Annotated in this window: 15 protein-coding genes; 6 read left to right on the top strand and 9 right to left on the bottom strand. The window is 65.0% G+C overall.

Going from position 1 to position 24,998, the window contains the following annotated elements; all coding sequences use genetic code 11:
• Nucleotides 1-44 precede the first annotated feature (44 nt).
• From nudC to bcor_RS01525, 3 genes are read right to left on the bottom strand one after another with little or no spacing between them, the layout of a single operon-like run.
• Nucleotides 45-1,088: an NAD(+) diphosphatase gene (gene nudC / locus bcor_RS01535; RefSeq protein ID WP_033498646.1), complete on the bottom strand. Its 1,044-nt coding sequence runs from the start codon at nucleotides 1,086-1,088 to the stop codon at nucleotides 45-47.
• Between the two features lies 1 nt (nucleotide 1,089).
• Nucleotides 1,090-1,977 (bottom strand): alpha/beta fold hydrolase, encoded by an 888-nt coding sequence (locus bcor_RS01530; RefSeq protein ID WP_033498645.1) that lies wholly within the window; start codon nucleotides 1,975-1,977, stop codon nucleotides 1,090-1,092.
• 55 nt (nucleotides 1,978-2,032) lie between these two features.
• Nucleotides 2,033-2,662, bottom strand: coding sequence for an NUDIX hydrolase family protein (locus bcor_RS01525; protein ID WP_033498644.1), 630 nt, complete (start codon nucleotides 2,660-2,662; stop codon nucleotides 2,033-2,035).
• A 170-nt stretch (nucleotides 2,663-2,832) separates the two neighbouring features.
• Between bcor_RS01525 and trxA the strand changes: the two genes are divergently transcribed.
• The 4 genes from trxA (at nucleotide 2,833) to bcor_RS01505 (ending at nucleotide 15,706) form a co-directional block, all read left to right on the top strand.
• On the top strand, nucleotides 2,833-3,177 hold the full coding sequence (gene trxA, locus bcor_RS01520) for a thioredoxin (RefSeq protein WP_033498643.1): 345 nt from the start codon (nucleotides 2,833-2,835) through the stop codon (nucleotides 3,175-3,177).
• A 159-nt stretch (nucleotides 3,178-3,336) separates the two neighbouring features.
• Entirely contained in the window at nucleotides 3,337-4,365 is a 1,029-nt protein-coding gene (locus tag bcor_RS01515) for an aggregation-promoting factor C-terminal-like domain-containing protein (RefSeq protein ID WP_051875586.1), read from the top strand.
• Nucleotides 4,366-4,624: 259 nt separating this feature from the next.
• Nucleotides 4,625-10,123, top strand: a complete 5,499-nt coding sequence (locus bcor_RS01510) for an RCC1 domain-containing protein (RefSeq protein ID WP_038459108.1) — start codon at nucleotides 4,625-4,627, stop codon at nucleotides 10,121-10,123.
• Nucleotides 10,124-10,474: 351 nt separating this feature from the next.
• Nucleotides 10,475-15,706 carry an RCC1 domain-containing protein gene (locus tag bcor_RS01505; RefSeq protein WP_038459104.1) on the top strand — a complete coding sequence of 1,744 codons (5,232 nt, stop codon included), beginning with the start codon at nucleotides 10,475-10,477 and terminating at the stop codon, nucleotides 15,704-15,706.
• 189 nt (nucleotides 15,707-15,895) lie between these two features.
• Here the strand turns inward: bcor_RS01505 and bcor_RS01500 are convergent, their stop codons facing one another.
• Nucleotides 15,896-17,296: an NCS2 family permease gene (locus bcor_RS01500; RefSeq protein WP_033498677.1), complete on the bottom strand. Its 1,401-nt coding sequence runs from the start codon at nucleotides 17,294-17,296 to the stop codon at nucleotides 15,896-15,898.
• Nucleotides 17,297-17,513: 217 nt separating this feature from the next.
• Between bcor_RS01500 and bcor_RS01495 the strand changes: the two genes are divergently transcribed.
• On the top strand, nucleotides 17,514-17,693 hold the full coding sequence (locus bcor_RS01495; protein WP_033491682.1) for a hypothetical protein: 180 nt from the start codon (nucleotides 17,514-17,516) through the stop codon (nucleotides 17,691-17,693).
• A 43-nt stretch (nucleotides 17,694-17,736) separates the two neighbouring features.
• Here the strand turns inward: bcor_RS01495 and bcor_RS01490 are convergent, their stop codons facing one another.
• From bcor_RS01490 to bcor_RS01470, 5 genes are all read right to left on the bottom strand, one after another.
• Complete coding sequence (locus bcor_RS01490; protein WP_033498678.1) at nucleotides 17,737-18,744, bottom strand: AEC family transporter; 1,008 nt, start codon at nucleotides 18,742-18,744, stop codon at nucleotides 17,737-17,739.
• A gap of 167 nt (nucleotides 18,745-18,911) precedes the next feature.
• Entirely contained in the window at nucleotides 18,912-19,691 is a 780-nt protein-coding gene (pstB, locus tag bcor_RS01485; protein WP_033491679.1) for a phosphate ABC transporter ATP-binding protein PstB, read from the bottom strand.
• A gap of 67 nt (nucleotides 19,692-19,758) precedes the next feature.
• On the bottom strand, nucleotides 19,759-20,775 hold the full coding sequence (pstA, locus tag bcor_RS01480) for a phosphate ABC transporter permease PstA (protein ID WP_033498705.1): 1,017 nt from the start codon (nucleotides 20,773-20,775) through the stop codon (nucleotides 19,759-19,761).
• Between the two features lie 53 nt (nucleotides 20,776-20,828).
• Nucleotides 20,829-21,824: a phosphate ABC transporter permease subunit PstC gene (gene pstC, locus bcor_RS01475; RefSeq protein WP_051875585.1), complete on the bottom strand. Its 996-nt coding sequence runs from the start codon at nucleotides 21,822-21,824 to the stop codon at nucleotides 20,829-20,831.
• 20 nt (nucleotides 21,825-21,844) lie between these two features.
• Nucleotides 21,845-22,975: a phosphate ABC transporter substrate-binding protein PstS gene (locus bcor_RS01470; RefSeq protein WP_033498679.1), complete on the bottom strand. Its 1,131-nt coding sequence runs from the start codon at nucleotides 22,973-22,975 to the stop codon at nucleotides 21,845-21,847.
• A gap of 386 nt (nucleotides 22,976-23,361) precedes the next feature.
• On the opposite strand from bcor_RS01470, the gene bcor_RS01465 reads away from it, so the two are divergent.
• A complete protein-coding gene (locus tag bcor_RS01465; RefSeq protein WP_238548561.1) occupies nucleotides 23,362-24,981 on the top strand; it encodes an MDR family MFS transporter in 1,620 nt (539 codons plus the stop codon).
• Nucleotides 24,982-24,998: the final 17 nt, after the last annotated feature.

Genomic DNA, 24,998 nt, shown 5'->3' with positions numbered 1-24,998 from the left:
CCTGGATTATTTTACCCTGTGCCTTACCCAGAATCCCTTTTCCATCAGCACTCCGGCAGGTCGCTGCCGTACCACTCCTCGATCATGCCCCGAGCTATGGTTGCCCGCTTGGGCAGACGGATGGTGCCGCCGGCCATTCGTGCACCCAGCTCGTCCCGGGTGAACCAGCCGGCCTCCTTGGTCTCCTGACCATCCACGCGGATTTCGGTCCCCAAGGCCCGGGCCTTGAAGGCCACCATCAGCGAAGAGGGGAAGGGCCACGGTTGGGAGCCCATATAGTGCACCTCCCCCACCCGGATGCCCACCTCTTCCATGGTCTCGCGGCGGACGGCGTGCTCAAGGTTCTCACCGGCCTCAACGAACCCGGCGGCAACCGAATGGAAATCAGGTCCCCAGGAACTGTTGTGCTGCAGAAGGAGCCGGTCACGGGAATCCACAACGGACATGATTACGGCCGGCTCGATCCGGGGGAAGAGGATGTGCCCAGGCTCCACACCCCGGCAATGTTGGGCCCAACCCCCCTGACAGGGTTCCACAGGGGCGGCGCATTGAGGGCAGAAGAGTTGCTGGCTCTGCCACATCGACAGGGAAACCGCGCTGGTGGCCAGGCCCACCTGTCGGGGCGTGCCATGAGGGGCGAACTCCCTCAATCCGATCCAGTCGAACCTCTCCCTGGCCGCATGTATCAGCCTCGAATCACCTGCCTGTGCACCTTCGGCATACCGCTCCAGGAGGGCAAGATCCAGGGCCAGGTAGTCTCGGCCCTCCAAGGACCCCAGATAGTACAGCGGTCGGGTGTCGCACCCGTTCCCGCCGAGATCCTCCGTCAGGTAGGTTGCCGGCAGCATGACCAGGCGGATACCCGCATGCCGACGTCCGGCCGTGGCTCCCTGTCCCTTGGGGACGGCCAGGCGGTCACGGTCAACCAGAATCACATCCGAGGCGGGCGACCCCGCCAGTTCCCGCAAGAGACCGGGTTGCCCGCGACGGGCAACGCAGTAATCCACGTCCCCCTGCGCCAGGGGAAGGAAAGAGAGGGTACGGGTCAGGGCCAGGGGCGAAAAGGCGGAATGAGGGGAATCGGTCATCTCAGCACCCCTCGGATTCCTCGACCCTGCCCGAACCCTGAACATCGGCCACCAGATCGACCAGGGCGGAGGCCACCAGGTCGGGACGCTCAACGGCGCTGAAATGGCCGCACTCGGGAACCGAGACGAATCGCACTCCTCCGGGTACCGAGGTGGCGGCATCGGCGAGGGGCCGCATGACCCTGGGCGGGCTGGAGGGATCCAGCTCACCGGAAACCATGGTCAGAGGCACTTCGATACCGGGCAGGATTCCGGTCTGATCAGGACGGCCTGCGGCCATCCGTTCCCTCCAGGCGATGCCCTGGGGTGACTGGGATTCAATCCACCCGGTCATGGTGTCGATGAACTCCGGCGAGGTCTTGAACCTGGAATCACCCTCCTGAGGCCGGGCAAAGTGCATGACCCCATCCACCCCGCCCGTATCCAGACAACGTTGGGCTATGGCGAGCCGGTTGGCCCGGGACTGTGGGGCATCATCCTTGGTCGTCGTGTCGCAAAGGGCCATACCGGCGACCACTTCCGGATGAAGCCGCCAGACGGCTTCCACCAGGTATCCCCCCATGGAGAGACCGACCCAGATGGCCTTTGAATGCCCAAGCCCGGCAACCAGGTCAACGTAGGCTTCAGCCATCCGGTCCAAGGCATGAGGATATGAACCGTCCGGGGCCAGCCCACCGTTCTGTTCCTCCAGAGGCAGTGGGCCATCACCGGCCCCGGGCATATCCGGCGCATAGATCGGGAAGGGGGTCAACCCCCGCCGGTCGGCCTGATTGATCAGGCTGTCCGCACACACCTCCCACATGCGATGGTCGACCGGGAAGGCATGGCAGAGAATCACAGGAAGACCCTCTCCCTCGCGATATACGGTATTGGTGATGGTCATGGTCATCGGCTCCGACCTGCCTTCCCTACTGCTGGTATTCCACTGGTTTACGACGCCTGAATCAGAGGACCCCCGCCCAGGACAGGGCCGTGCGAAGTACACGCCCATGCCCGTTGGGCATCTGGCCTATGAAGGTGTCGAGCATATCTCCCCTGGGGTCGACCCACTCCACTTCGAGGGTTTCATCCTGGGGCTTGCAGTCGCCGGCCACGGGAACCAAATAGCACAGGGCGATGGCGTGCTGGCGGGGATCGTAGTACTCGGAGAGTCCGGGCGTGGGGAAGAACTCAGCTACGGTGAAGGGCTGGAGCCCGGCAGGCAGGACAGGAAGGGCAAGTTCCCCCAGGTCCTTGGCGATGTTCCTTGCCAGGGCCTCCCTGATGGTCTCGTGGTAGAGCACCCTACCGGTAATCAGGGTCCGCTCTATATTGCCGTCGTCCCCGACGCAAAGAAGGGACCCCACCTGCGACACCGTTCCAAGATCGTCAACCCGTACAGGAACAACCTCGACATATGCCATGGGCAGCTTCCTGCGTGCCAGGTCTATCTGCTCCTTGTCAAGCCATCCGGGAGGATTTCCCCGCGATGTGCCACGCACGAAATCCTCCGGGGTGATGTTGGAGAACTCACCGCGCCTGCGATTGGAATCGAAGTCATCGTCGTCGGGTATTTCGTCATTCAACACTGGCATACACCCTATTATTGGTTCCCGGCTTGACCGAGCGAAACCACCTGTCCATATATATACCCTGAGCTTATTTCCGTGATTTCTCCAGCCGTGATGGAATGCTGATGGGAAGAGAACTGTTGTGCTGCATGGGAATTTCCCTTGCAGCAGCGGGATTCGTTAGGAGCGCGATTATGTCCACCACGACTATCACCTCGGATAACTTCGAGCAGACCATCAGCGGGAACGACCTGGTGCTGATCGACTTCTGGGCCACCTGGTGCGGACCCTGCAAGGCGTTCGGCCCCATCTTCGACAAGGCCTCCGAGCAGAACACCGATATCGTTTTCGGCAAGGTCGACATCGACAAGAACCAGGACCTGGCCGCAGCCGCCGGCATACAGGCCGTCCCCACCCTGATGATCGCCAAACAGGGCCAGATCATATTCAAGCAGGCAGGAGCCCTGAGAGCCTCCGACCTTGACGACCTGATCGAGCAGGCCCGACAGGCCGATATGGATACGGCCACCCAGGAATAAGGCGGTCTCCCGCCCGCCAGGGTTGGTTCAGTACGGGCGGTGGACTAGAATCGAAGCATATGTTCCAGCGCTCCCTTCGGCATGCCCGGATGGGAGGCAGGGTCGGATTGCGTCCGGACTGCAACCGCTGAGGATCTGTTGACCGAACAGAGGAGTGTAATGGCGAAGCATGGCACAGGCCGGATGGCTGCGGTCAAGGCCCTGACCAAGCGTCAGTGGGTACGGCTTGCCGCAGGAACCACTGTCGTTGGCCTGATCATAGGCGCAGGGTTCATCTCCCGCGACTTCTATGCGACCCAGAACGGCGGCCCCGCACAGGGAATCACGGCCTACTCCGCCACCCAGCAGAACCTTGAGGTCTCCAGGAGCTCCACCCGGCAGGCCCTGCGCAACGGCGAAGGCGGGTCGAGCGCCAACACCTCCTATGTCACCGTGCAGATCAACGGTAAGAACCGGGTCGTCCTGGGTAACGGCTTCACCGATGTGAAGTCCGTGCTCGAAGCGGGCGACATCACCTTGGAGCCCGGCGATCAGATCAGCCCGGCCCTGACCAAGCCCGTGAGCGAGAAGACCGTCATCAAGATCGACCGGGCGGATGCCCAGGTCATGACCGACGAGTCCGACATACCCTTCAACACCATTGAGGAAAAGACCGATTCCCTCCCCGCCGGTACCACCAAGGTGAAGACCGAAGGAAAGAACGGCGTCATGGAAACGACCAGCCTGGTCACCGCTGCTGGCAACAAGAACCTCTCCAAGAACGTCTTCGCATCCTTCGTGAAGACGGCACCCGTCAACAAGGTCATCCTGGTCGGCACCGGCCGCCCGTCATCGGGAACCAGCGGGTCGGCACCGTCATCATCAGGGTCATCCGCAACCACGGCACCTGTGGGCGAATCCCAGAGCATCGCCCACGAACTGGTCACCGCCAGGGGTTGGGGTGAGGACCAGTTCACCTGTCTGGTCCAGCTCTGGAACAAGGAGTCCGGTTGGAGAACCAACGCCGCCAACCCCTCCGGCGCCTATGGCATTCCTCAGGCCCTGCCCGGGAGCAAGATGTCCTCGGCTGGCGCCGACTGGCAGACCAATCCCCGCACCCAGATCGTCTGGGGTCTCGGATACATCCAGGGTCGGTACGGCACTCCTTGCGGTGCCTGGTCTCACTCCCAGTCGTCGAACTGGTACTGATTCGATAAAAGCCGGACGAATCCCCCCCCCCCCGATATGGAGAGCCTGTCGGGGGGTCTTTTTGTGCGTGCTGCGACCGCTTCCTGTATTTGTGCGACCCGCTGTGGGCAAATACCCCATCGGGGACTTGAAGCGTGGTAGGGTCGGCCTCAGTTTGCGGATCACCTTGTGTCCGGATGACGCCGCGGGGACGGCGGGATTCCGGGTGGGGCCTCGGCCGTGGGACCAGGCCCGTGGGTGACAGTTGGGGGGAGAATCCATGCGTTTGCACAATCCGGGCAGGTCCGGCCGTCGTCCGGTCCGTCAGGTGGTCGCGGTCCTGGCGGCCCTGTCCGTCATGGGCGGTGGCCTCGCCGCGGGCGCACAGGCCGCCGACACCACCTACTCCCAGATCAACGGGGGGGGGGGGGCAGCCTCCGGTGACGGCCTGACCACACCCACAGGACCCACCACACCGGCTGCGACCCCGTCACCCTCGGCGACACCACAGTCCCCGGCGGCGGCGACGCAGCCCACGACAGCCGCGGCCTCGCCTACCCCGCTGGCCACACCCAACCCGCTCACCACCAGACAGGCCACCGCAGCCGCCAACACCGGCAAGCCGGCCTCCGGCCCGCAGGCCAGGACCGGCAGCCACACGGTCACCTTCACCTCCCAGCCCGACACCCAGGGCATGCCGGCAAGCCAGACCATCCCCGACGGCAAGACCGCCACATGGCCCCACGACGACCCCACCAGGCCCGGATGGACCTTCAACGGATGGTTCATAGGCGACCTCGCCTACGACTTCACCAAGCCAGTCACGCAAGACCTGACCCTCACCGCCAAATGGGGCAAATGGACCACCAACCCCGACAACGGACCCTGGCACGGCGGCACCAACGTCAAACTCGGTGCCAACACAGACCAGGTACGCTTCACCCAAGTATCCGCAAGCTATGACTACTCCCTGGCCTTGGGCAGCGACGGCAACGCATACGCATGGGGGAGCGGCGGCTTCGGACAGCTGGGACAGGGCATAACCGTTGTCGGACAGGAGGCCCCAACGATGGTTAATATGCCGGACGGCGTGAAGTTCACCCAGGTGTCCGCCGGATTCTGGCACGCCATGGCCCTGGACAGGGACGGTAGAATCTGGACCTGGGGCAACGACATAGGCAGTTGCCTAGGCCGCCCCGGCACGGACAGATACACTCCCGGTCTGGCCGTAGTACCGGAGGGGGTGACGTTCACCGCCGTCTCCGCAGGCAATACCACTTCCATGGCCCTCGACAGCAATGGACAGGCTTGGACCTGGGGATGGACCGACACAAAGACGCCCCACAAGGTTGACCAGGACGAGGGGACCGTCTTCACCGCCATCCACTCCGCAGCCGGTTTCAACGAATACGGATATACGGCCCTCGACACGGACGGCAGAATCTGGACCTGGCAGTTGCCTTATAACGAACTTGCCCCCGTTGATACCGGTGTCAGGTTCAAGGACTACAGCATCGAGATCCACGGCTACCGTGTCATCGCCATCGCGCGGGACGGGACCGTCTGGACCTGGGGCGATGATGACCTAGGAGGGCAGCTGGGCCGCGTCCCCGACAGCGCCAACCCCGCCGACAAGCCCGGCCGGGTCCCCGGCCTGACCGGAGCAACCCAAGTCGACACCAATGGCTGGGGATCATCCGGTACCTGCATAGCGATCACCGACACAGGCACATGGGCCTGGGGAGAAAACACCCGGGGCCAACTCGGCAACGGCACCAGCGAGATCACGGCCACCCCCACCCGGGTCGCAACCCCCACCGGGGCCCCCACGGACTTCCGCTACACCAGCATCGCAGCCGGCCAAACGCACACGGTGTTCCTCGGCTCGGACGGTGAAACATACGCGTGCGGAGACAACCTCGTTGGCCAACTCGGCAACGGCACCAGCGACAGGGGCGGCCACCCAGCACACCCCTTGCCTGTCATGACGTGGAGACCCGTCGTCATGGAGGTCACGAAGGTCCTGTTCGGTGAGGCCCGCAACATCGGCGGCCCCTACCGCGCGTTCGACGGGTGGTACGCCACCTCGCCCAGGCACGGACTGGGCACCGTCACCCTCACCATTCAGTACAAGTTCGAGGGCGCACCCCAGCCCGACGACACCAGTTCTCGGTTCACCTACACGGGCGGCACAGCCACCGTGTCCTTCAAAACGGAGCACGGCTCCCCCACGCCACCCCAGCAGGTCATCGTCGGAGACGCCGCCCGCCGGCCCGACGACCCGACGGCGGACGACGGGTGGACCTTCAACGGCTGGTTCCAGGGCGACAAGCCCTACGACTTCTCCAAGCCCGTAAGCGGGGACACGGTCCTGACCGCACGCTGGGGCCGGTGGAAGGCCGACCCGGCCCAGGGGCCCTCGCGGGGCGGCACCGACGTGCACCTCGACACCCCCACCTCCCGGGTACGGTTCGCCCAGGTGTCCGCCGGACAGTCCCACTCGCTCGCCGTCGGTTCCGACGGCAACCTGTACGCGTGGGGAGGCAACACCAACGGCCAGCTCGGCGACGGCACCACCACAAACCAGACCGCACCAATCATGGTCGCCGCACCCGCGGGCGTGAAGTTCGTCCAGGTGTCCGCCGGGGGCAGCCACTCCATGGCCCTGGACCGGGACGGCAACATCTGGACCTGGGGAAGCGACCTCGCCAATCAACTCGGACGCGACGAACCCCACAACAGCAAGCAGCCAGGCCCGGCCGTCACGCACGCGGGCGTGACCTTCATCGCCGTCAGCGCCGGGGCCGAGCACAGCATGGCCATCGACCGGGACGGCAACATCTGGACCTGGGGATACGACGGGCACAGGCAGGTGGGTTCTTCCGGTTCCGGCTCGACGCCCAAGGGTGTGGGTGTGCCCAAGGCGGCCTTCGCCTCCATCAGCGCGGGCTCCAGGCACTCCATCGGCCTGGACACGAACGGGACCGCCTGGACCTGGGGCGGCCTCAGTGACGGCACGACCGACGACGACCTGACCGGCCACGCCGACTTCAGGCCCGCCCCCGTGGACACCGGCCTGCGGTTCACGGCCGTCAGCGCCGGCGAGGACCACAGCATGGGCATCGCCCGGGACGGCACCGTGTACACGTGGGGGCACAACGGGAGCGGCCAGCTGGGCCGCACCCCCACCGTCGCCGAACCCGCGGGCAGGCCGGGCGCCGTCCCCGGCCCGTCCCATGCCACCGGCGTCAGCGCCGGACGCACCCACTCCACCGCCCTCACCGACTCAGGAATCTGGACCTGGGGCGGCAACCAGTACGGGCAGCTGGGCACCACGACAGGCAACGGCACCAACGACGGCGTGGCCCCCGCACGCGTGCCCAACCCCAAGGGGGCGCCCTCGGGGTTCGCATACACCGGTGCCGCTGCGGGCGGTGACCGTACGCTGGCCGTCGGTTCCGACGGTGACGTGTACGCGTCCGGGGCCAACGACTCCGGCCAGCTCGGCGACGGCACCAGCGACACGGGCCCGGCCGCGGCCCACCCGGGCCCGGTCATGGTGTGGCGGCCGGTGGGCTCCCCTGTCACCGGGGTGCTGTTCGGCGCCAAGCCGAGCGCTGGAGAGGTGCGTCGCCGGGCGGACGGGTGGCACGCCGCCTCCCCCAGGCACCGTCCGGAGACCGTCACCCTGACCATCCGCTCGGCGACCGGCACCAGCTCGGCGGGGCCAGAGGACGCGGACCAGTCCGAGGACACGAGCCTGCGGTTCATGTACACCGGCGACACGGCCACCCTCACCTTCACCACCCAACACGGACGCACCCCCGACGCGCAGCAGGTCCCCGCCGGCGAACCCACCAGGAGGCCCGAAGACCCGTCCGAAAACGGGTGGACCTTCGACGGATGGTTCGACGGGGACACGGCCTACGACTTCACCCAGCCGCTGGAGCACGACCTGACCGTGACCGCACGGTGGCACCGGACCGGCAGGTGGGTCCTGAGCCCGGACCACGGCAGCGAATACGGAGGCGACACCCTCACCCTCACCGCACCCGCCGCACCCGATATCCGCCTCGCCTCCATCGACACGAGCGGCACCACCAGCTTCGGCATCGGATCCGACGGACAACTCTACGCATGGGGAGACAACACCAGCGGCCAGCTCGGCGACGGCACCACCACCCGACACACCACCCCGGTCCGGGTCGCCAAGCCCGACGGTTCCGGTGACGGGTTCACCTGGACGCAGGCCGCGGCGGGACGCACCCACGGCGTTGCCGTCGGCTCCGACGACAACCTGTACGCGTGGGGAGACAACACCCAGGGCCAGCTCGGCGACGGCACCACCACCCGACGCGCCAGGCCCGTCAAGGTCTCCCGTCCCGACGGCACCGACAGCACGTTCACCTGGATACGGGCCGCAGCCGGTGACGGCTACACCATGGCCCTCGGCTCCGACGACAACCTCTACACGTGGGGCACGCTCGCCGGCGGGCTCGGCGACACCGGCCGCACCGCGAGCAGCGCCAGGCCCGTCAGGGTCGCCCTGCCCCAGGACGCGCCCCCCGCATTCCGGTACGAGCAGATCGCGGCGGGCGACACGCACGCCGCGGCGATCGGATCCGACGGCAACCTGTACACCTGGGGATCGAACACGCACGGCCAGCTCGGCCACGACGACACCGGAACCCCCGCAGCCGCCGCCACGGCCGGCCCGGCCGGCCCGCAGCAGCCCGCGGGCTACGTCCAGGCCAGCGCCGGAGGCGACCACACGCTCGCCATCGACCGGCAGGGACGACTCTGGGCCTGGGGCAGGCTCGCCGACGGCACCGACACCGCCACACCCGCGCGCATATGGACGGCGGGCACGGCCGACACGTACCGGTTCACCCACGTCTCCACCGGACGCAACCACAGCGTCGCCACCGGACAGGACCACCGCACCTGGGCATGGGGAGACAACACCGGAACCCCCGCAGCCGCCGCCACGGCCGGCCCGGCCGGCCCGCAGCAGCCCGCGGGCTACGTCCAGGCCAGCGCCGGAGGCGACCACACGCTCGCCATCGACCGGCAGGGACGACTCTGGGCCTGGGGCAGGCTCGCCGACGGCACCGACACCGCCACACCCGCGCGCATATGGACGGCGGGCACGGCCGACACGTACCGGTTCACCCACGTCTCCACCGGACGCAACCACAGCGTCGCCACCGGACAGGACCACCGCACCTGGGCATGGGGAGACAACACCAGCGGCCAGCTCGGCCACAACACCGGAACCCCCGGCACACCCACCGTCATAGCCGGCCTGAACACCACCCTCACCGCCAGCGGCGGCGACACCACCATCGCCATCGACACCAACGGCGACACCCAGGCCTGGGGAGACAACACCAACGGACAAACAGGACACGGCGACACCAACCCCACACCAGCGCCCCGCAAGGCCGCCATCCCCCCACAGCCCACACCCACCGGCCTCACCATCGACAACGACACACTCCCCCTCAGGCAGACCGGACCGAACACCTGGCAGGCCACCACCACCGCCCACGCCCCCGGAACCATGCCCGTACGCGTCCAATGGGCCCTCGCCGGACAGGACCAGCCCGACGACACCAGCAACACCTACACCTACCGGCACACCGGCACCCTGCCCAACGCCGGAGGCGCAGGCATCATCCTCCTCATCACCGCCGGCATGCTCGGCATCGCAACATCCGACGCCAACCGACAACGACACACCCCACCCACAACAACCATCACCACTTCGCACGAGTAAGAGGCCACACCAAAAGGGGAACACCAACCCCCCGGCCAACCGGAGGCGGTCCACCAAACCCCAACAACGGGCCGCCTCCACCCCCTCTACATCAGCCCCAAACCAGTCCACGCCTTGCAACCAGTCGCGCACACACCGCAGCAGGGATGCTGCACGCCGTACACGCCCGCGCTCGTTCTGCATATTGCGCCAAGCGGGAGCGGGATGATAAAGTCTGAGACGGTTTTATCATAGAGAAGAGCATACGTGATTCGGGTCCGCTATTGGGGATGGCGGATATTCCGGATTGGGTTTGAGACTATCGGCCTGAACCGAAGGATGATAGTTGGGGAAATTTGGGGAGAACGAACCATGCGCAGACTGAACCGTTTCGGTCGTCGTACCGTCCGTCCTGTCGTCGCGGCCCTGGCGGTGCTGTCCGTCATGGGTGCCGGCCTGGCAGCAGGTGCACAGGCCACCGACATCAACTCATACACTCAAGTAAATGGGGGAATGAAGGCGACCCCGGTCTCCGATGACGGCCTGACCACACCCACAGGAACCACCACACCGGCCGCGACACCGTCATCCTCGACCACACCGCAGTCCCCGGCAGCAGCGACGCAGCCCACGACAACCACCGCGACACCCACCACCCTGGCCACACCCAACCCGCTCACCACCAGGCAGACCACCACAGCCGCACCCGCACCCGCCGGCATGAAGGCCTCCTCACCGCAGGCCAGGACCGGCAGCCACACGGTCACCTTCACCTCCCAGCCCGACACCCAGGGCATGCCGGCAAGCCAGACCATCCCCGACGGCAAGACCGCCACATGGCCCCACGACGACCCCACCAGGCCAGGATGGACCTTCAACGGATGGTTCATAGGCGACCTCGCCTACGACTTCACCAAGCCAGTCACCCAGGACCTGACCCTCACCGCCAAATGGGGCAAATGGACCACCAGCCCCGGCACAGGACCCTGGCACGGCGGCACCAACGTCAAAATCGACACCCCCGGCAGCCAAGTACGCTTCACCCAAATATCCGCAAGCACTGCCTTCTCTCTGGCGTTGGGCAGCGACGGCAACGCATACTCATGGGGAAACAACAATAGCGGACGTCTGGGGACAGGCACCGATGACTGGACCCGAAAACCTCAAGGCCCACGGATGGTCGCCATGCCGGAAGGAGTGAAGTTCACCCAGTTGTCCGCCGGGATATCCCACAGTATAGCCTTGGACCGGGATGGCAGAATCTGGACCTGGGGGGCTGACTTCGGTGATAGCCTCGGCCGCCCGCGCACGGACAGATACACTCCCGGTCTGGCCGTAGTCCCGGAGGGGGTGACGTTCACCGCCGTGTCCGCAGGCGATGACAGTTCCATGGCCCTCGACAGCAGTGGACAGGTTTGGACCTGGGGATACTTCGATACAGATACGCCCCACAAGCTGGATATGGGCGGGGGGACCGTCTTCACCGCCATCTGCCCCGCACACAATCCCCAAACAAACGGATATACGGCCCTCGACACGGACGGCAGAATCTGGACCTGGCGGTGGCCTCGTTTCGAACCTGTCCCCGTTGATACCGGTGTCAGGTTCAAGGCCTACAGCATGGACAGGTACGGTCTCCATTTCATCGCCATCGCGCGGAACGGGACCGTCTGGACCTGGGGCGACAACAGAAAAGGACAGCTGGGCCGCATCCCCGACAGCGCCAACCCCGCCGACAAGCCCGGCCGGGTCCCCGGCCTGACCGGAGCCACCCAAGTCGACAGCGCCAACGGCGGAAGTTCAGAATCGGGTGTCTCCTTCGCCATCACCGACACCGGCACATGGGCGTGGGGATGGAACAGGTACGGCCAACTCGGAACCGGAACAGGCGAGATCACGGCCACCCCCACCAGGGTCGCAGCCCCCACTGGGGCCCCCACGGACTTCCGCTACACCAGCGCCGCAGCCGGCGAGGGTCACACCTTGCTCCTCGGTTCGGACGGTGAAGCATATACGTACGGACGGAACGACTACGGCCAGCACGGCAACAACACCTTAACAGGCAGTGACCCTACCAACCCTGTCTTGGCCTGGCGTCCCGTCGACCGGGAGGTCACGAAGGTCCTGTTCGGTGAGGCCCGCAACATCGGCGGCCCCTACCGCAGGTTCGAAGGGTGGCATGCCACCTCGCCCAGGCACGGACTGGGCACCGTCACCCTCACCATCCAATCTACCGTCACCAACCGCGCACCCCAGCCCGACGAGACCAGTCAGCGGTTCACCTACACGGGCGGCACAGCCACCGTGTCCTTCAAAACGGAGCACGGCTCCCCCACTCCACCCCAGCAGGTCATCGTCGGTGACACAGTGCACCGCCCGGACGACCCCGCCACGGACGACGGGTGGACCTTCAACGGCTGGTTCCAGGGCGACAGGCCCTACGACTTCACCAAGCCCATAAGCGGGGACACGACCCTGACCGCACGCTGGGGCCGGTGGAAGGCCGACCCGGCCCAGGGGCCGTGGCGGGGCGGCACCGACGTGCGCATCGACACCCCCACCTCCCGGGTACGGTTCGCCCAGGTATCCGCCGGACAGTCCCACTCCCTCGCCGTCGGTTCCGACGGCAACCTATACGCCTGGGGCAACAATAAGGACGGCCAGCTCGGCGACGGCACCACCACAAACCAGACCGCACCAATCATGGCCGCCGCACCCGCGGGCGTGAAGTTCGTCCAGACGGCAGCCGGAAACGGCCACTCCATGGCCCTGGACCGTGACGGCAGGGTATGGACCTGGGGCAGCAACGGAAAAGGACAACTCGGCCGCACCCCAGACAGCGGCAACCCCGCCGACAGGCCAGGCCCGGCCGCCACGCCGACGGGCATGACCTTCATCGCCATCAGCGCCGGGGCCGACCACAGCACGGCCCTGGACCGCGACGGCAACATCTGGGCCTGGGGAGACAACCAATACCAGCAGCTGGGGCGCAACACCACAGACCAGGAAACACCGCCCGCCGGCACGCCCACTGGTGTGGGTGTGCCCGAGGCGGCCTTCGCCTCCGTCAGCGCGGGCTCCAGGCACTCCATCGGCCTGGATACGAACGGGACCGCCTGGACCTGGGGCAGCTGCGACACCACCAACGCCACAAACGACGACGACCTGACCGGCCACGTCGGATCCGCGCCGTCGCCCGTCGATACCGGCCTGCGGTTCACGGCCGTCAGCGCCGGAGCCGACCACAGCATGGGCATCGCCCGGGACGGCACCGTGTACACGTGGGGGCACAACGGGAGCGGCCAGCTGGGCCGCACCCCCACCGGCGCCGAACCCGCAGGCAGGCCGGGCGCCGTCCCCGGCCCGTCCCACGCCACCGGCGTCAGCGCCGGACGCACCCACTCCACCGCCCTCACCGACTCAGGGGCCTGGGCCTGGGGCGGCAACCAGTACGGGCAGCTGGGCACCACCACCGGCAACGGCACCAACGACGGCGTGGCCCCCGCCCGCCTGCCCAACCCCAAGGGGACACCGGCCGGATTCGCGTACGCCGATCTCTGCGCGGGCGGTGACCGTACGCTGGCCGTCGGTTCCGACGGTGACGTGTACGCGTCCGGGGCCAACGACTCCGGCCAGCTCGGCGACGGCACCAGCGACACGGACCCGGCCACGGCCCACCCGGGCCCGACCATGGTGTCGCGGCCGGCCGGCTCCCCCGTCACCGGGGTCCTGTTCGGTGCCAAGCCCAGCGCTGGAGAGGTGCGGCACCGGGCGGACGGATGGCACGCCACCTCCCCCAGGCACCGGCCCGAGACCGTGACCCTGACCATCCGCTCGGCGACCGGCACCAGCTCGGCGGGGCCCGAGGACGCGGACCAGTCCGAGGACACCAGCCTGCAATTCATGTACACCGGCGACACCGTCACCCTCACCTTCACCAGCCAGCACGGGCGCACCCCCGACGTGCAGCAGGTCCCCGCCGGGGAGCTCACCAGGAGGCCCGCCGACCCGTCCGAAAACGGGTGGACGTTCGACGGGTGGTTCGACGGGGACACGGCCTACGACTTCACCCAGCCCCTGGAGCACGACCTGACCGTGACGGCCCGCTGGCACCGGACCGGCAGGTGGGTCCTGAGCCCGGACCACGGCAGCGAACACGGAGGCGACACCGTCACCCTCACCGCACCCGCCGCACCCGACATCCGCCTCGCCTCCATCGACACGAGCGGGACCTCAACCCTCGGCATCGGATCCGACGGCAACCTGTACGCCTGGGGAAGCAACACCAACGGGCAGCTCGGCGACGGCACCACCAGCCAACACACCACCCCGGTCACGATATCCAGGCCGAACGGCGCCGGTGACGGGTTCACCTGGGTGCAGGCCGCGGCCGGGCGCACCCACGGCGCCGCCGTCGGCAGCGACGACAACCTGTACGCCTGGGGAGACAACACCCAGGGCCAGCTCGGCGACGGCACCACCACCCGACGCGCCAGGCCCGTCAAGGTCTCCCGTCCCGACGGCACCGACAGCACGTTCACCTGGATACGGGCCGCAGCCGGTGACGGCTACACCATGGCCCTCGGCTCCGACGACAACCTCTACACGTGGGGCACGCTCGCCGGCGGGCTCGGCGACACCGGCCGCACCGCGAGCAGCGCCAGGCCCGTCAGGGTCGCCCTGCCCCAGGACGCGCCCCCCGCATTCCGGTACGAGCAGATCGCGGCGGGCGACACGCACGCCGCGGCGATCGGATCCGACGGCAACCTGTACACCTGGGGATCGAACACGCACGGCCAGCTCGGCCACGACGACACCGGAACCCCCGCAGCCGCCGCCACGGCCGGCCCGGCCGGCCCGCAGCAGCCCGCGGGCTACGTCCAGGCCAGCGCCGGAGGCGACCACACGCTCGCCATCGACCGGCAGGGACGCCTCTGGGCCTGGGGCAGGCACGCCGACGGCACCGACACCGCAACCCCCGCACGCATACAGCCCGCGGGCACGGCCGACACGTACCGGTTCACCCACGTATCCACCGGACGCAACCACAGCGTCGCCACCGGACAGGACCACCGCACCTGGACCTGGGGCGACAACACCAGCGGCCAGCTCGGCCACAACACCGGCACACCCGGCACACCCACCGTCATAGCCGGCCTGAACACCACCCTCACCGCCGCAGGAGGCGACACCACCATCGCCATCGACACCAACGGCGACACCCAGGCCTGGGGAGACAACACCAACGGACAGGCAGGCCACGGCGACACCAACCCCACACCCACGCCACGCAAGGCCGCCGTCCCCCCGCAGCCCACACCAACCGGCCTCACCATCGACAACGACACCCTCCCCCTCCACCGGACCGGCGATGACACCTGGCAGGCCACCACCACCGCCCACGAACCCGGCCCCGTGCCCGTACGCGTACGGTGGACCCTCGCCGGACAGGACCAGCCCGACGACACCAGCAACACCTACACCTACCGGCACACCGGCACCCTGCCCAACGCCGGAGGCGCAGGCATCATCCTCCTCATCACCGCCAGCAGCCTCATCCTCACCGCGGCCAGCGCCAACCGGCGCCACCGCTACTTCATCTGAGGAAGGACCACCCAGGGGAACGCCTAACTCCCCTGGGTACTCGTAGGCGGCCCACATCATTACCCCCCCCCCAGGCCCAAGACACTGACGGGGCGAGTTCTACGCAAGCCGGACATAGCAAAAGAGGGCCCTGCCGTCCGCACCAGATCTTTGAACCTGGTCAGGCGGCGGGGCCCTCCATCCTTATGCTCAGAGAACAGCCTGGAGAACGAAGTCCAGGATGAAGAGAACCGCTACACCCCAGATGATGGGGTGAACCTCCTTGGCCTTACGCTTGCAGGTCATGGTCAGGCAGTATGTGATGAATCCAGCTGCTACACCGTAGGAGATGGAATAGGAGAATCCCATGAAGATGGCCGTGAAGAAGGCCGGAATGGCTTCGGCGAGGTCACCCCATTCGATCTCACCGAAGGAACTCATCATCATGCATCCCACAATGACTAGGACCGGTGCGGTCGCAGCGGAGGGAATGGCGGAGACCAGCGGGGCGAGGAGGGCACTCAAGGCGAAGCAACCGGCGATGACCACCGAGGTCAGTCCTGTGCGACCACCTGCGGCGATGCCAGCGGCGGATTCAACATAGGTGGTCGTGTTGGAGGTGCCGAACAAGGCGCCGATGGAGGTAGCGGTGGCATCGGCGAAGAGGGCCTTGTCCATCTTGGAGCTGAATCCCTTGCCGTTCTCCAGGGACTCCTCATCCGCCGCCGAGAAGATGCCGGAACGACGGCCGGTGCCCACGAAGGTGCCGATCGTATCGAAGGTATCGGAAAGGGAGAAGGCGAAGATGGTCACCAGGACGATGGGGAGCTTGGCCGGATCCGAGAAGAGGGCCGGGAAGCCTTGTGGACTGAATATGGCCAGGAAGGTCTCCGGCAGCTGGGAGAAGGCCTGGCCCAGATTAATCGAATTCGACATGGTGGTGACCCCAAGGGGGATGCCGATCAGGGTGACGACGATGATGGAGATGACGAAGGAAGCCTTGTTGATGAAGGCCAGTCCGCCCTTGAATTTGAAGACCATCAGGAAGATGGTCAGGAGGAGCCCGATGACGAAGAGGATGAGTGTGGGCGTATTGAACACGGTCAGTCCGGGATTGGCTCCGGCAGCAGAGGTCTTGTCAGGGCTGAATTTGATGACGCCGACGTTGAGCAGCCCCACATAGGCGATGAAGATGCCGATACCGCCGCCTATGGCGTGCTGAAGCATGGGCGGTATGGCCCGAATGATCATTTTCCGCAACTTGGTGGCCGTGACCAGGATGTTAAGGAGTCCGCAGATGAAGACCATGCTCAGGGTCTCCTGCCAGGAGAATCCCAGACCCTTGACCACGGTAAAGGTAAAGAAGGCGTTGAGTCCCACTCCGGGGGCTACACCGTAAGGCACATTGGCCACAAGCCCCATGATGAGCGTGCCGATCACCGCCGCTATCAGGGTGGCGATGAAGACCGCACCCCAGGGCATGCCCGCCGAGGAGAGCACCGAGGGATTGACCACGATGATATAGGCCATGGCGAAGAATGTGGTAATGCCAGCTACCACTTCCGTTGAGACTGTGGTATTGTTATCCGAAAGCCGGAATAGCTTTTGCATATTCTGTCCTTATTGTCTTATTTGGCGTTAGACAATTGGAAGAATATCATGAGTTCTCGGCTTTTTTTGTTTCCTCATGCACCCCTTTCCCCTCTTGGATACGCCCTGTTCGGCAAGAACCCGACCTGGCAGCGATCCGCACCTATAATCGGCACTACCCGAGCCATCCGGACAAGGAGTCCGCAGGCAAAACCGGGGACTTTTCGAGGAGGAAGTCATGGTCAGAGACAATCACTGGGACGAGGACGACCAAAAGCAGTACAAGCACATCCACGACACGGAGATCGAACGCGGGCAGGATGAGAAGACCTCCGAACGAATCGCTGCCGCCACAGTCAACAAGCAGCGCACCCGCGAAGGACGCACCCTCAAGCAGGAGCGCTCGGACAAGGACTGAACCGCCGATACAAGACCAGGGGAACCGAAGGTCACCGTCTGACTCAGACCGCCCCTATCAGCAGGTGGGCCAGAATCATCAGGATGGTTGAGCAGAAGGCGGTCAGGGCCAGGGTGAAACCCGCCAATTTTGCATTGCCCAGCACCTTGTCGGTGAACATGGTGGCAAAAACCGCTGTGGGCGCCAGGCAACAGAGGGCCACCGCCTGCCGGACCGGAGGGCCGAAAGGAAGCAGGAACCAGGCCGCCAGGGCGAAGATGACACCGAACGGTATGCGCCATGCCAGAATTTGCGCCACCTCCTTGACATCCTGCACACTTGCGGGAAGGTCCATCAACATGCCAACCATGAGCATAGAGCAGAATGCGTTGGCCGCCGAAAAGGGCCTGCTCGCCTGAGCCACCCAGCCGGGCAGGGTCACCCCGGCCAACATCAGGGCCAGCATGACCAGGTAGGTATCGAAGGAGACGGAGCCGAGGAACCCCTTGACGATATTGGTCAGCATGGCCTTGAAACGGAGATTCCGCGCATCGGAATCGTCCAGTTTCACCGCTGGCGCGGTTCCGACCCTGACCAGTTTCTCCTCGCTGCTCAAAGGCTCCCCCGGCCTGATATGCAGAAGCCCCTGGGTCATGACGTTCGTTCCGGCGGCAACCATGACATTGTTGCCGATATCGAACATGGCGGCGGGAACCAGGGCCGCCGGACCCAGCAGGGACTGGAGCATGGGGAAGCTGAAACAGCCGATGTTGAACCCGGAACCGTTCAGCATAAGGAAGGCCCTGTGCCCCACCGAAGCGTGCCGGCTGGTCAGGTAGATTGCCAATGGCGGCACCAGAGAGGCCACAAAGGCGAACACGGAGACCAGGAGAAGACTGGAATCATGGGGGTTGGTGGCAAAGGAGAAGATGATGGCGCCCGGCAGAATCAGGTTGAACTCGGCCGTTTGCAGGACCCTGTAGTCCATAGGTTTGAAAAGCCCGACCCGCTTGAAGAGGTACCCCAGCAGGATGATGGCCAGGAGTATGACCGGCTCGAGCACCACAGACATACACCGCTCCTCTCGCCACCAGCTTCCTCAACCTTGCGGTTCGCTCCCATGGTACCGAGTTATGCGGGATGTGGCACTGATGGTGTCACATCCTGCGCAAGCGGAGCTGGACTGAACGGACGGAATCAATGCACGGAGACGGCAACCGAACCGCGCAGGGCGACGAATCAGCCGAACCGTCCGGAAATGTAGCGTTCGGTGTCCTCTTCCTGTGGATTGGAGAAGATGGTGGTCGTATCGTTCATCTCGACCAGGTGTCCAGGCTGGCCCACGGCCTTGAGGTTGAAGAAGGCCGTGTAGTCCGAGACCCTTGCAGCCTGCTGCATGTTGTGGGTCACGATGACGATTGTGTAGTCCTTCTTCAACTCGTTGATCAGATCCTCAACGGCCAGGGTGGAGATGGGGTCAAGTGCGGAGCAGGGCTCGTCCATAAGGAGGACCTGGGGGTGGACGGCAACCGCCCGGGCGATGCACAGGCGCTGTTGCTGGCCTCCCGAAAGTCCGATACCCGGCTTGTCAAGGCGGTCCTTCACCTCCTTCCAGAGGTTGGCACCACGCAGGGCCCACTCGACGAGGTCATCGGCGTCCGATTTGGAGATGTGCTTCTTGTTCAGCCTTACGCCGGCCAGGACGTTCTCCCTGATGGACATGGTCGGGAAGGGGTTGGCTCGCTGGAAGACCATGCCCACGTCGCGCCGCACCTCGACCGGGTCCACATCCGGCCCGTAAAGGTCACGCCCCTCAAGGAGCACCTGCCCCTCCACATGGGCGCCCGGGGTGATCTCGTGCATCCGGTCCAGGGTGCGCAGAACCGTCGATTTTCCGCAGCCTGAGGGGCCGATGAAGGCCGTGACCTTGTTGGCCAGGATCTTCATGTTCACGTCCTGGACGGCCAGGACGTCGCCATAGTAGACGTTGAGGTGATTGATGTCTATACGCTGGCCCATGCCGTCTCCTCCATGGTCATCACGATTGTCGTTGCGGGACCGGATTCCGTGGCCCCTACTCTTCGCCTCATTTGGCCTCCTGGACCGAGAAGATACGTGAAATCAGCCGTCCCAGCAGGTTGAGCAGGAGGACGATGATGATCAGAACCAGGGCCGCCGCCCAGGCGCGTTGCATGCGTATATCGGTCAGGCACCCCGGGGAGGCCCCCGGCCCGCAGACCGCCAACCCCTCCGAGTACTCGTTGTAGACGTAAACCGGAAGTGTGGTCATTCTCCCCGAGAAGAGGTTGGGGTTGGTCGTGGCGATGAAACCGGAGGCTATCAGCAGGGGGGCCGTCTCGCCGATGACCCTGGCTATGGCCAGGATGGTACCGGAGACGATGCCCGGCAGGGCCGTACGCAGAACGATTTTGGTGATGGTCCTTTGCTGGGTGACGCCCAGGGCATAGGCGGCCTCCCTCAAGTCGTTGGGAACCACAGCCAGCATGTCTTCGGAGGTCTTGACCACGGTCGGGATCATCAGGAGGGAGAGCGCAACGGATCCGGAGAATCCGTTGACCGTTCCCGGGCCGACCAGGGTCGCGAACATGGAGAAGGCGAAGAGACCCGCAACGATCGAGGGGATGCCGCTCATCACGTCCACCAGGAGGGAGATGGCCTTGGCCAGCCGACTCCCGTGGGCGTATTCGACCAGGTAGACCGCACACATGACCCCTATGGGGATGGAGATGACCATGGCTCCCAGAGTGACCTCCAGGGTGCCGATGATGGCATGGAGAATGCCGCCGTACCCACCGGTGGCCGTGGGGTTGCCACCCACCACCCCGCTCATGTTGTGGGTCAGGAAGTCAAGGTTGAGCCGTTCCATCCCGTTGACCAGGCTGACCCAGAGAACCGAAACCAGAGGAACCAGTGCCACCAGGAAGGAGAACACAATCAGGGCGGTCATGACCAGGTTCTTGCGTTTGCGGGCCCTGAGTGATGAGCGGGTCGGCTTGAACTTGTCGAAGTCGATGACAGGAAGGGCGCCGTCGTCAGGAGTCCTGACCTGAGAGGACGTGCTGGAAAGCCGCTGGTCGCCCATGGTCGGCCCACCTTCCTTCCGTAGCCCTGCCGTTGTCTTGTCCGCCTTGTCCATCATTCACCCGCCTTGGACGTGATCCTGCGTGCGAGGTAGTTCACGAGGAAGGTGATGACGAAGAGGACCAGACCGGTAGCCACCAGGAGGCTCACCCCGATTGAGTCCGCCTCCGGGAACTGGGAGGCGATGTTGGCGGCGATGGTCTGACTGGTCGAGGGGCGGAGCAGGCGCAGAGCGTAGCTGAAGCCCGGGGATAGGATCATCAGAACGGCCATGGTCTCCCCCAGGGCCCGGCCCAGGCCGAGCATGGAGGCGGAGATGATACCCGACCGCCCGAAGGGAAGTACCGCCAGTCGGATCATTTCCCACTTGGTGGCCCCCAGTGCCAGGGCGGCCTCCTGCTGGAGACGCGGCGCCTGGAGGAATATGTCACGGGTGACGGAAGTGATGATGGGCAGAATCATGACCGCCAGCACCAGGGCCACTGTCGCGACCGATCGCGCCGGGGCGGCCACAGGGCCTGCAAAGAGTGGGATCCAGCCAAGGTGATTAGCCACCCAGCCCCAGAATCCGGTGATGCCGGGAACCAGCACCAGTGCGCCCCAGAGTCCATATACCACCGAGGGAATGGCTGCCAGAAGGTCCACCACGTAACTCAATGCCGTGGAGAGTTTAGCCGGGGCGTAGTGGGATATGAAGAGGGCGATGCCCACAGCCACCGGGAAAGCCATAAGGAGGGCCAGCCCTGCAATCAGGACCGTACCGAAGACCAGTGGCCCCACATACTGCCAGAATCCGGAGGCCCTCCCCCCGCTCAGGGAGTCGATGGCCCTGGTCCGCTGCTCCCCGTCCCCGATAAAGGCCGGGAAGGCCTTGATAATCAGGAAGAGGGTCACGGCCGCCAGGACCAGGAGAATCAGGATCCCGGCCCCTCGGGCGCACAAGCGGAAGATTCGATCGGCCCTTGCCCCTGAGTGGGGCCCGCCTTGCGTCTGACCGGCCGGAGGCTGTTCCCCTGTGGTCCGCTCGTCTGCCTCTGCATCGTCTTTCATCGGTTTTTCAGTGTCCCCCATCAGTCCACCTCGATCTTCTTGACCGATGCCATGACCCTGGCCCTGACGGCCTCGCTCAGCTCGGCACTGCCGGCGTTGGCCGCAGCCTGGCGCTGGCCCTCCTCGCTGACGATGTAGGTGAGCCAAGCCTTGGCGAACCTGGCCTTGGACCGGTCCTGATCGTGCCGGTACACCGAGCAGGCAACGTCATAGGAAATCAGCATGATTGGGTATGCGCCTGCCTGATCCGTGGTGTGGTCGATGTCCAGGACCACCCGGTTGGGCTCCACGGCATCAGGGGAGGGCCTGGCGGAGTCCAGAACCAGTGCGGCCGCCTTGGCCGATGGGGGCGTCCAGCCATTGCCTACTTTCACTGCCACCGATCCCAGACTGGTGGTCTGTGCGGCATCGGCATACCCTATGGTCCCCTGGGCCTGGGTCATGGTCATGACCACGCCCGCAGTCCCCTTGGCGCTCTGTCCCAGGTCGTTGGGCCAGTTCTCCCCCACCGCATACGGCCAGGCCGATCCGGCGGCATCATGCAGGTATGAGACGAAGCTCTTGGTGGTACCTGACTTGTCGGAGCGGTGGACCACGGTGATGGGCAGATCGGGCAGGGTCGCGCCCGGGTTGAGCCTGGCCAGTTCCGGGTCCTTCCAGTTGGTTATCTTCCCACTGAAGATTCGGGCGATGGTCTCAGGCGTCATGTTCAGATGACGATCAGGTCCGTTCAGTCCGGCGTCGCCAAGGTTGTAGGCAACAGCTATGGGGGTGGCGTACACGGGGAGGTCGAAGGCCGTTCCATCCTGGCAGATGGCCTCGGATTGCCTGATCTGGCTCTTGCTCAAAGGGGCGTCGGAGCCGGCCCAGATGGTCGAACCGTTCAGAAAGGCGTTGACCCCGGCACCGGAGCCGGAAGGGTCATATGAGATGCGCGCCTGGGGGTGGTTCTGCCGGAAGCCTGCGATCCAGGCCTCGTTGGCGCTCTGTTGGGAGGAGGCACCGGAGCCGGCGAATTCACCGCTCAGGCTCTGGTCCGTGCCGCCTTGCCCACTGGATGGCAGGGCGTTGTCGCCACAGGCCGAGAGGCCGACCACCAGACCCATGCTCAAGAAGAGGGCCAGAGACCGACCGAACACATGTGAACGCATGCTGCCTTCCTCAACCACCGAATCGTTCTTCACTTGGTAACATCCGAATCAAGATTACCGATGCTCACACCAATCAGCATACTGGAAACGCTGGTCCTGGGAAATCGGCCTCACGCAGCGTTGCGAAACCCTGATCACCCTTTGGGAAAGCAACCGCCACCATCCACAGGTCGGTATATTATTGACTTCCTGTTGGACACTCCACCCCAAACCCCCGACCGGTTCCCCGGCCCTGGTTTGTCTTGATTCTGTCGGCCTTCTGCGTATCCACTCACCGATGTCACCCGACGCCATGCAGACCCCTGAGGGGCGGTACCTGTTCCAAACCCTGAGCCATTCAAGGGGATTACCAAAGATGACCAAGCCGGAAAAGGAAGTGGTTGTGCATGAGGAAGAAGGAGCTCGCCAAGCAAGGGCGGACCCTCAGCAAGGATGGAGCCTTCATCAACGGCAAACTCACCCACGAGGCCTTTATCTCACTAGCCATCCTCACCGCCATCACCTTCCTGGGCAACTTCACCCAACTCCAGCTCGCCTCGGCCCTGCCCACCATCGTTCATGAGTTCGGTATTTCACTGACCACCGGCCAGTGGCTCACCTCGGTCTTCCAGTTGGTCATGGGGGTCATGGTGCCCCTTACGGGCTTCCTGACCAAACGCTTCTCCACACGCGAGATCGTCATCACCTCCATGACCATCTTCACCCTGGGGTCCCTCCTGAGCTGGCAATCCCAGACCTTTGCCCTGGTTCTCCTCGGACGTATCCTGGAGGCCGTGGGCACAGGCACCATGTGGCCTGTCCTCCAAATCACGGTCTTCTCCATCTACCCCCTGTCCAAGCGCGGCATGGCCATGGGCACGGTAGGCCTGGCCATGAGTGTGGCGCCCGCCATAGGGCCCACCCTGGGAGGCTGGCAGACCGACGCCAACGGCTGGCGCTCCATCTTCCTGACCCTGAGCATCTGTGGGGCCGTGGCCCTGATCCTCTCCATCTGCGGTCTACGCAACTTCGGCGAGCGCGATACGAGCATCAAGGCGGACTTCTTCTCGGTAGCCCTGTCGATATTCGGCTTCGGTGGCCTCATGTTCGGGTTCACCAACATCGAGAACTATCCGATCACCTCTCTGATGACCTGGCCATTCCTGATCGTGGGCCTGGCGGGCATCGTCTGGTTCGTTCTCCGCCAACTCCACCACACCAGCCCCCTCCTGAACCTGAGGGTGCTGAAGATCAGGAACTTCACGGTGGGCACCATCATCGCCTCCATGTCCTTCTTCGCCTTCAGCTCGGTTACGGTCATCCTGCCCATGTACATCCAGACCGACCGCGGTTATTCGGCCACCATGAGCGGCCTGGTTATGCTGCCCGGTGCCATCGGCACGGCCATCGCCCAGTTCCTCGGAGGACGGCTCCTGGACCGGTGGGGGGCGCGGCCTGTGGCCCTGACCGGCTGTTCCGTCCTCTGCCTGGGAACCGTGGCCCTGAGCATGGTCGGCAGCGGAACCTGGATTGGACTGGTCTCCATCTGCCAGTTCGTACGTCAGATCGGCATGGGATTCACCCTGATGCCCCTGACCACCTGGTCCTTGAACAACCTTGCCCCGAAGGACGTCTCCGCCGGTTCGGCAGTGACCAACACAGCCCGTCAGATAGCCGGTGCCGTTGGGGCCCCCATCCTGGTCATCGTCATGGATTCCATCACCACCCTGCGTCACGCCGCCCTTGGAGGCGGTCCGTCCACCCAGGTTGCGTCCAACATCTTCGGCATCCAGTGGGCCCTGAGAATCTCCGCCTTGATCTGCCTGGGCATGGTCCTGCTGGTCTACTTCGGTGTCCGGGGCAACGGGGCCGGATCGGGCCGCCAGATGACCCGGATGGTCCTGCGCCACATCCACGTCATCCACGCCCCCGCACCCAAGGCAGCAGCCCAGGAAACGGTCACCACCTCAGACCGGCAGGACACCCCGGAACTCGAATCCGGCAACGGGCTCGCTGGTAAATGGTAACCTCCTGAGGACCGGTA

The sequence above is a fragment of the Bifidobacterium coryneforme genome, from assembly GCF_000737865.1.
In the GTDB taxonomy this organism is placed as follows: Bacteria; Actinomycetota; Actinomycetes; order Actinomycetales; family Bifidobacteriaceae; genus Bombiscardovia; species Bombiscardovia coryneformis.
Note: the sequence above shows the minus strand (reverse complement) of the source record. Positions and strands in the feature narration are given on the sequence as shown.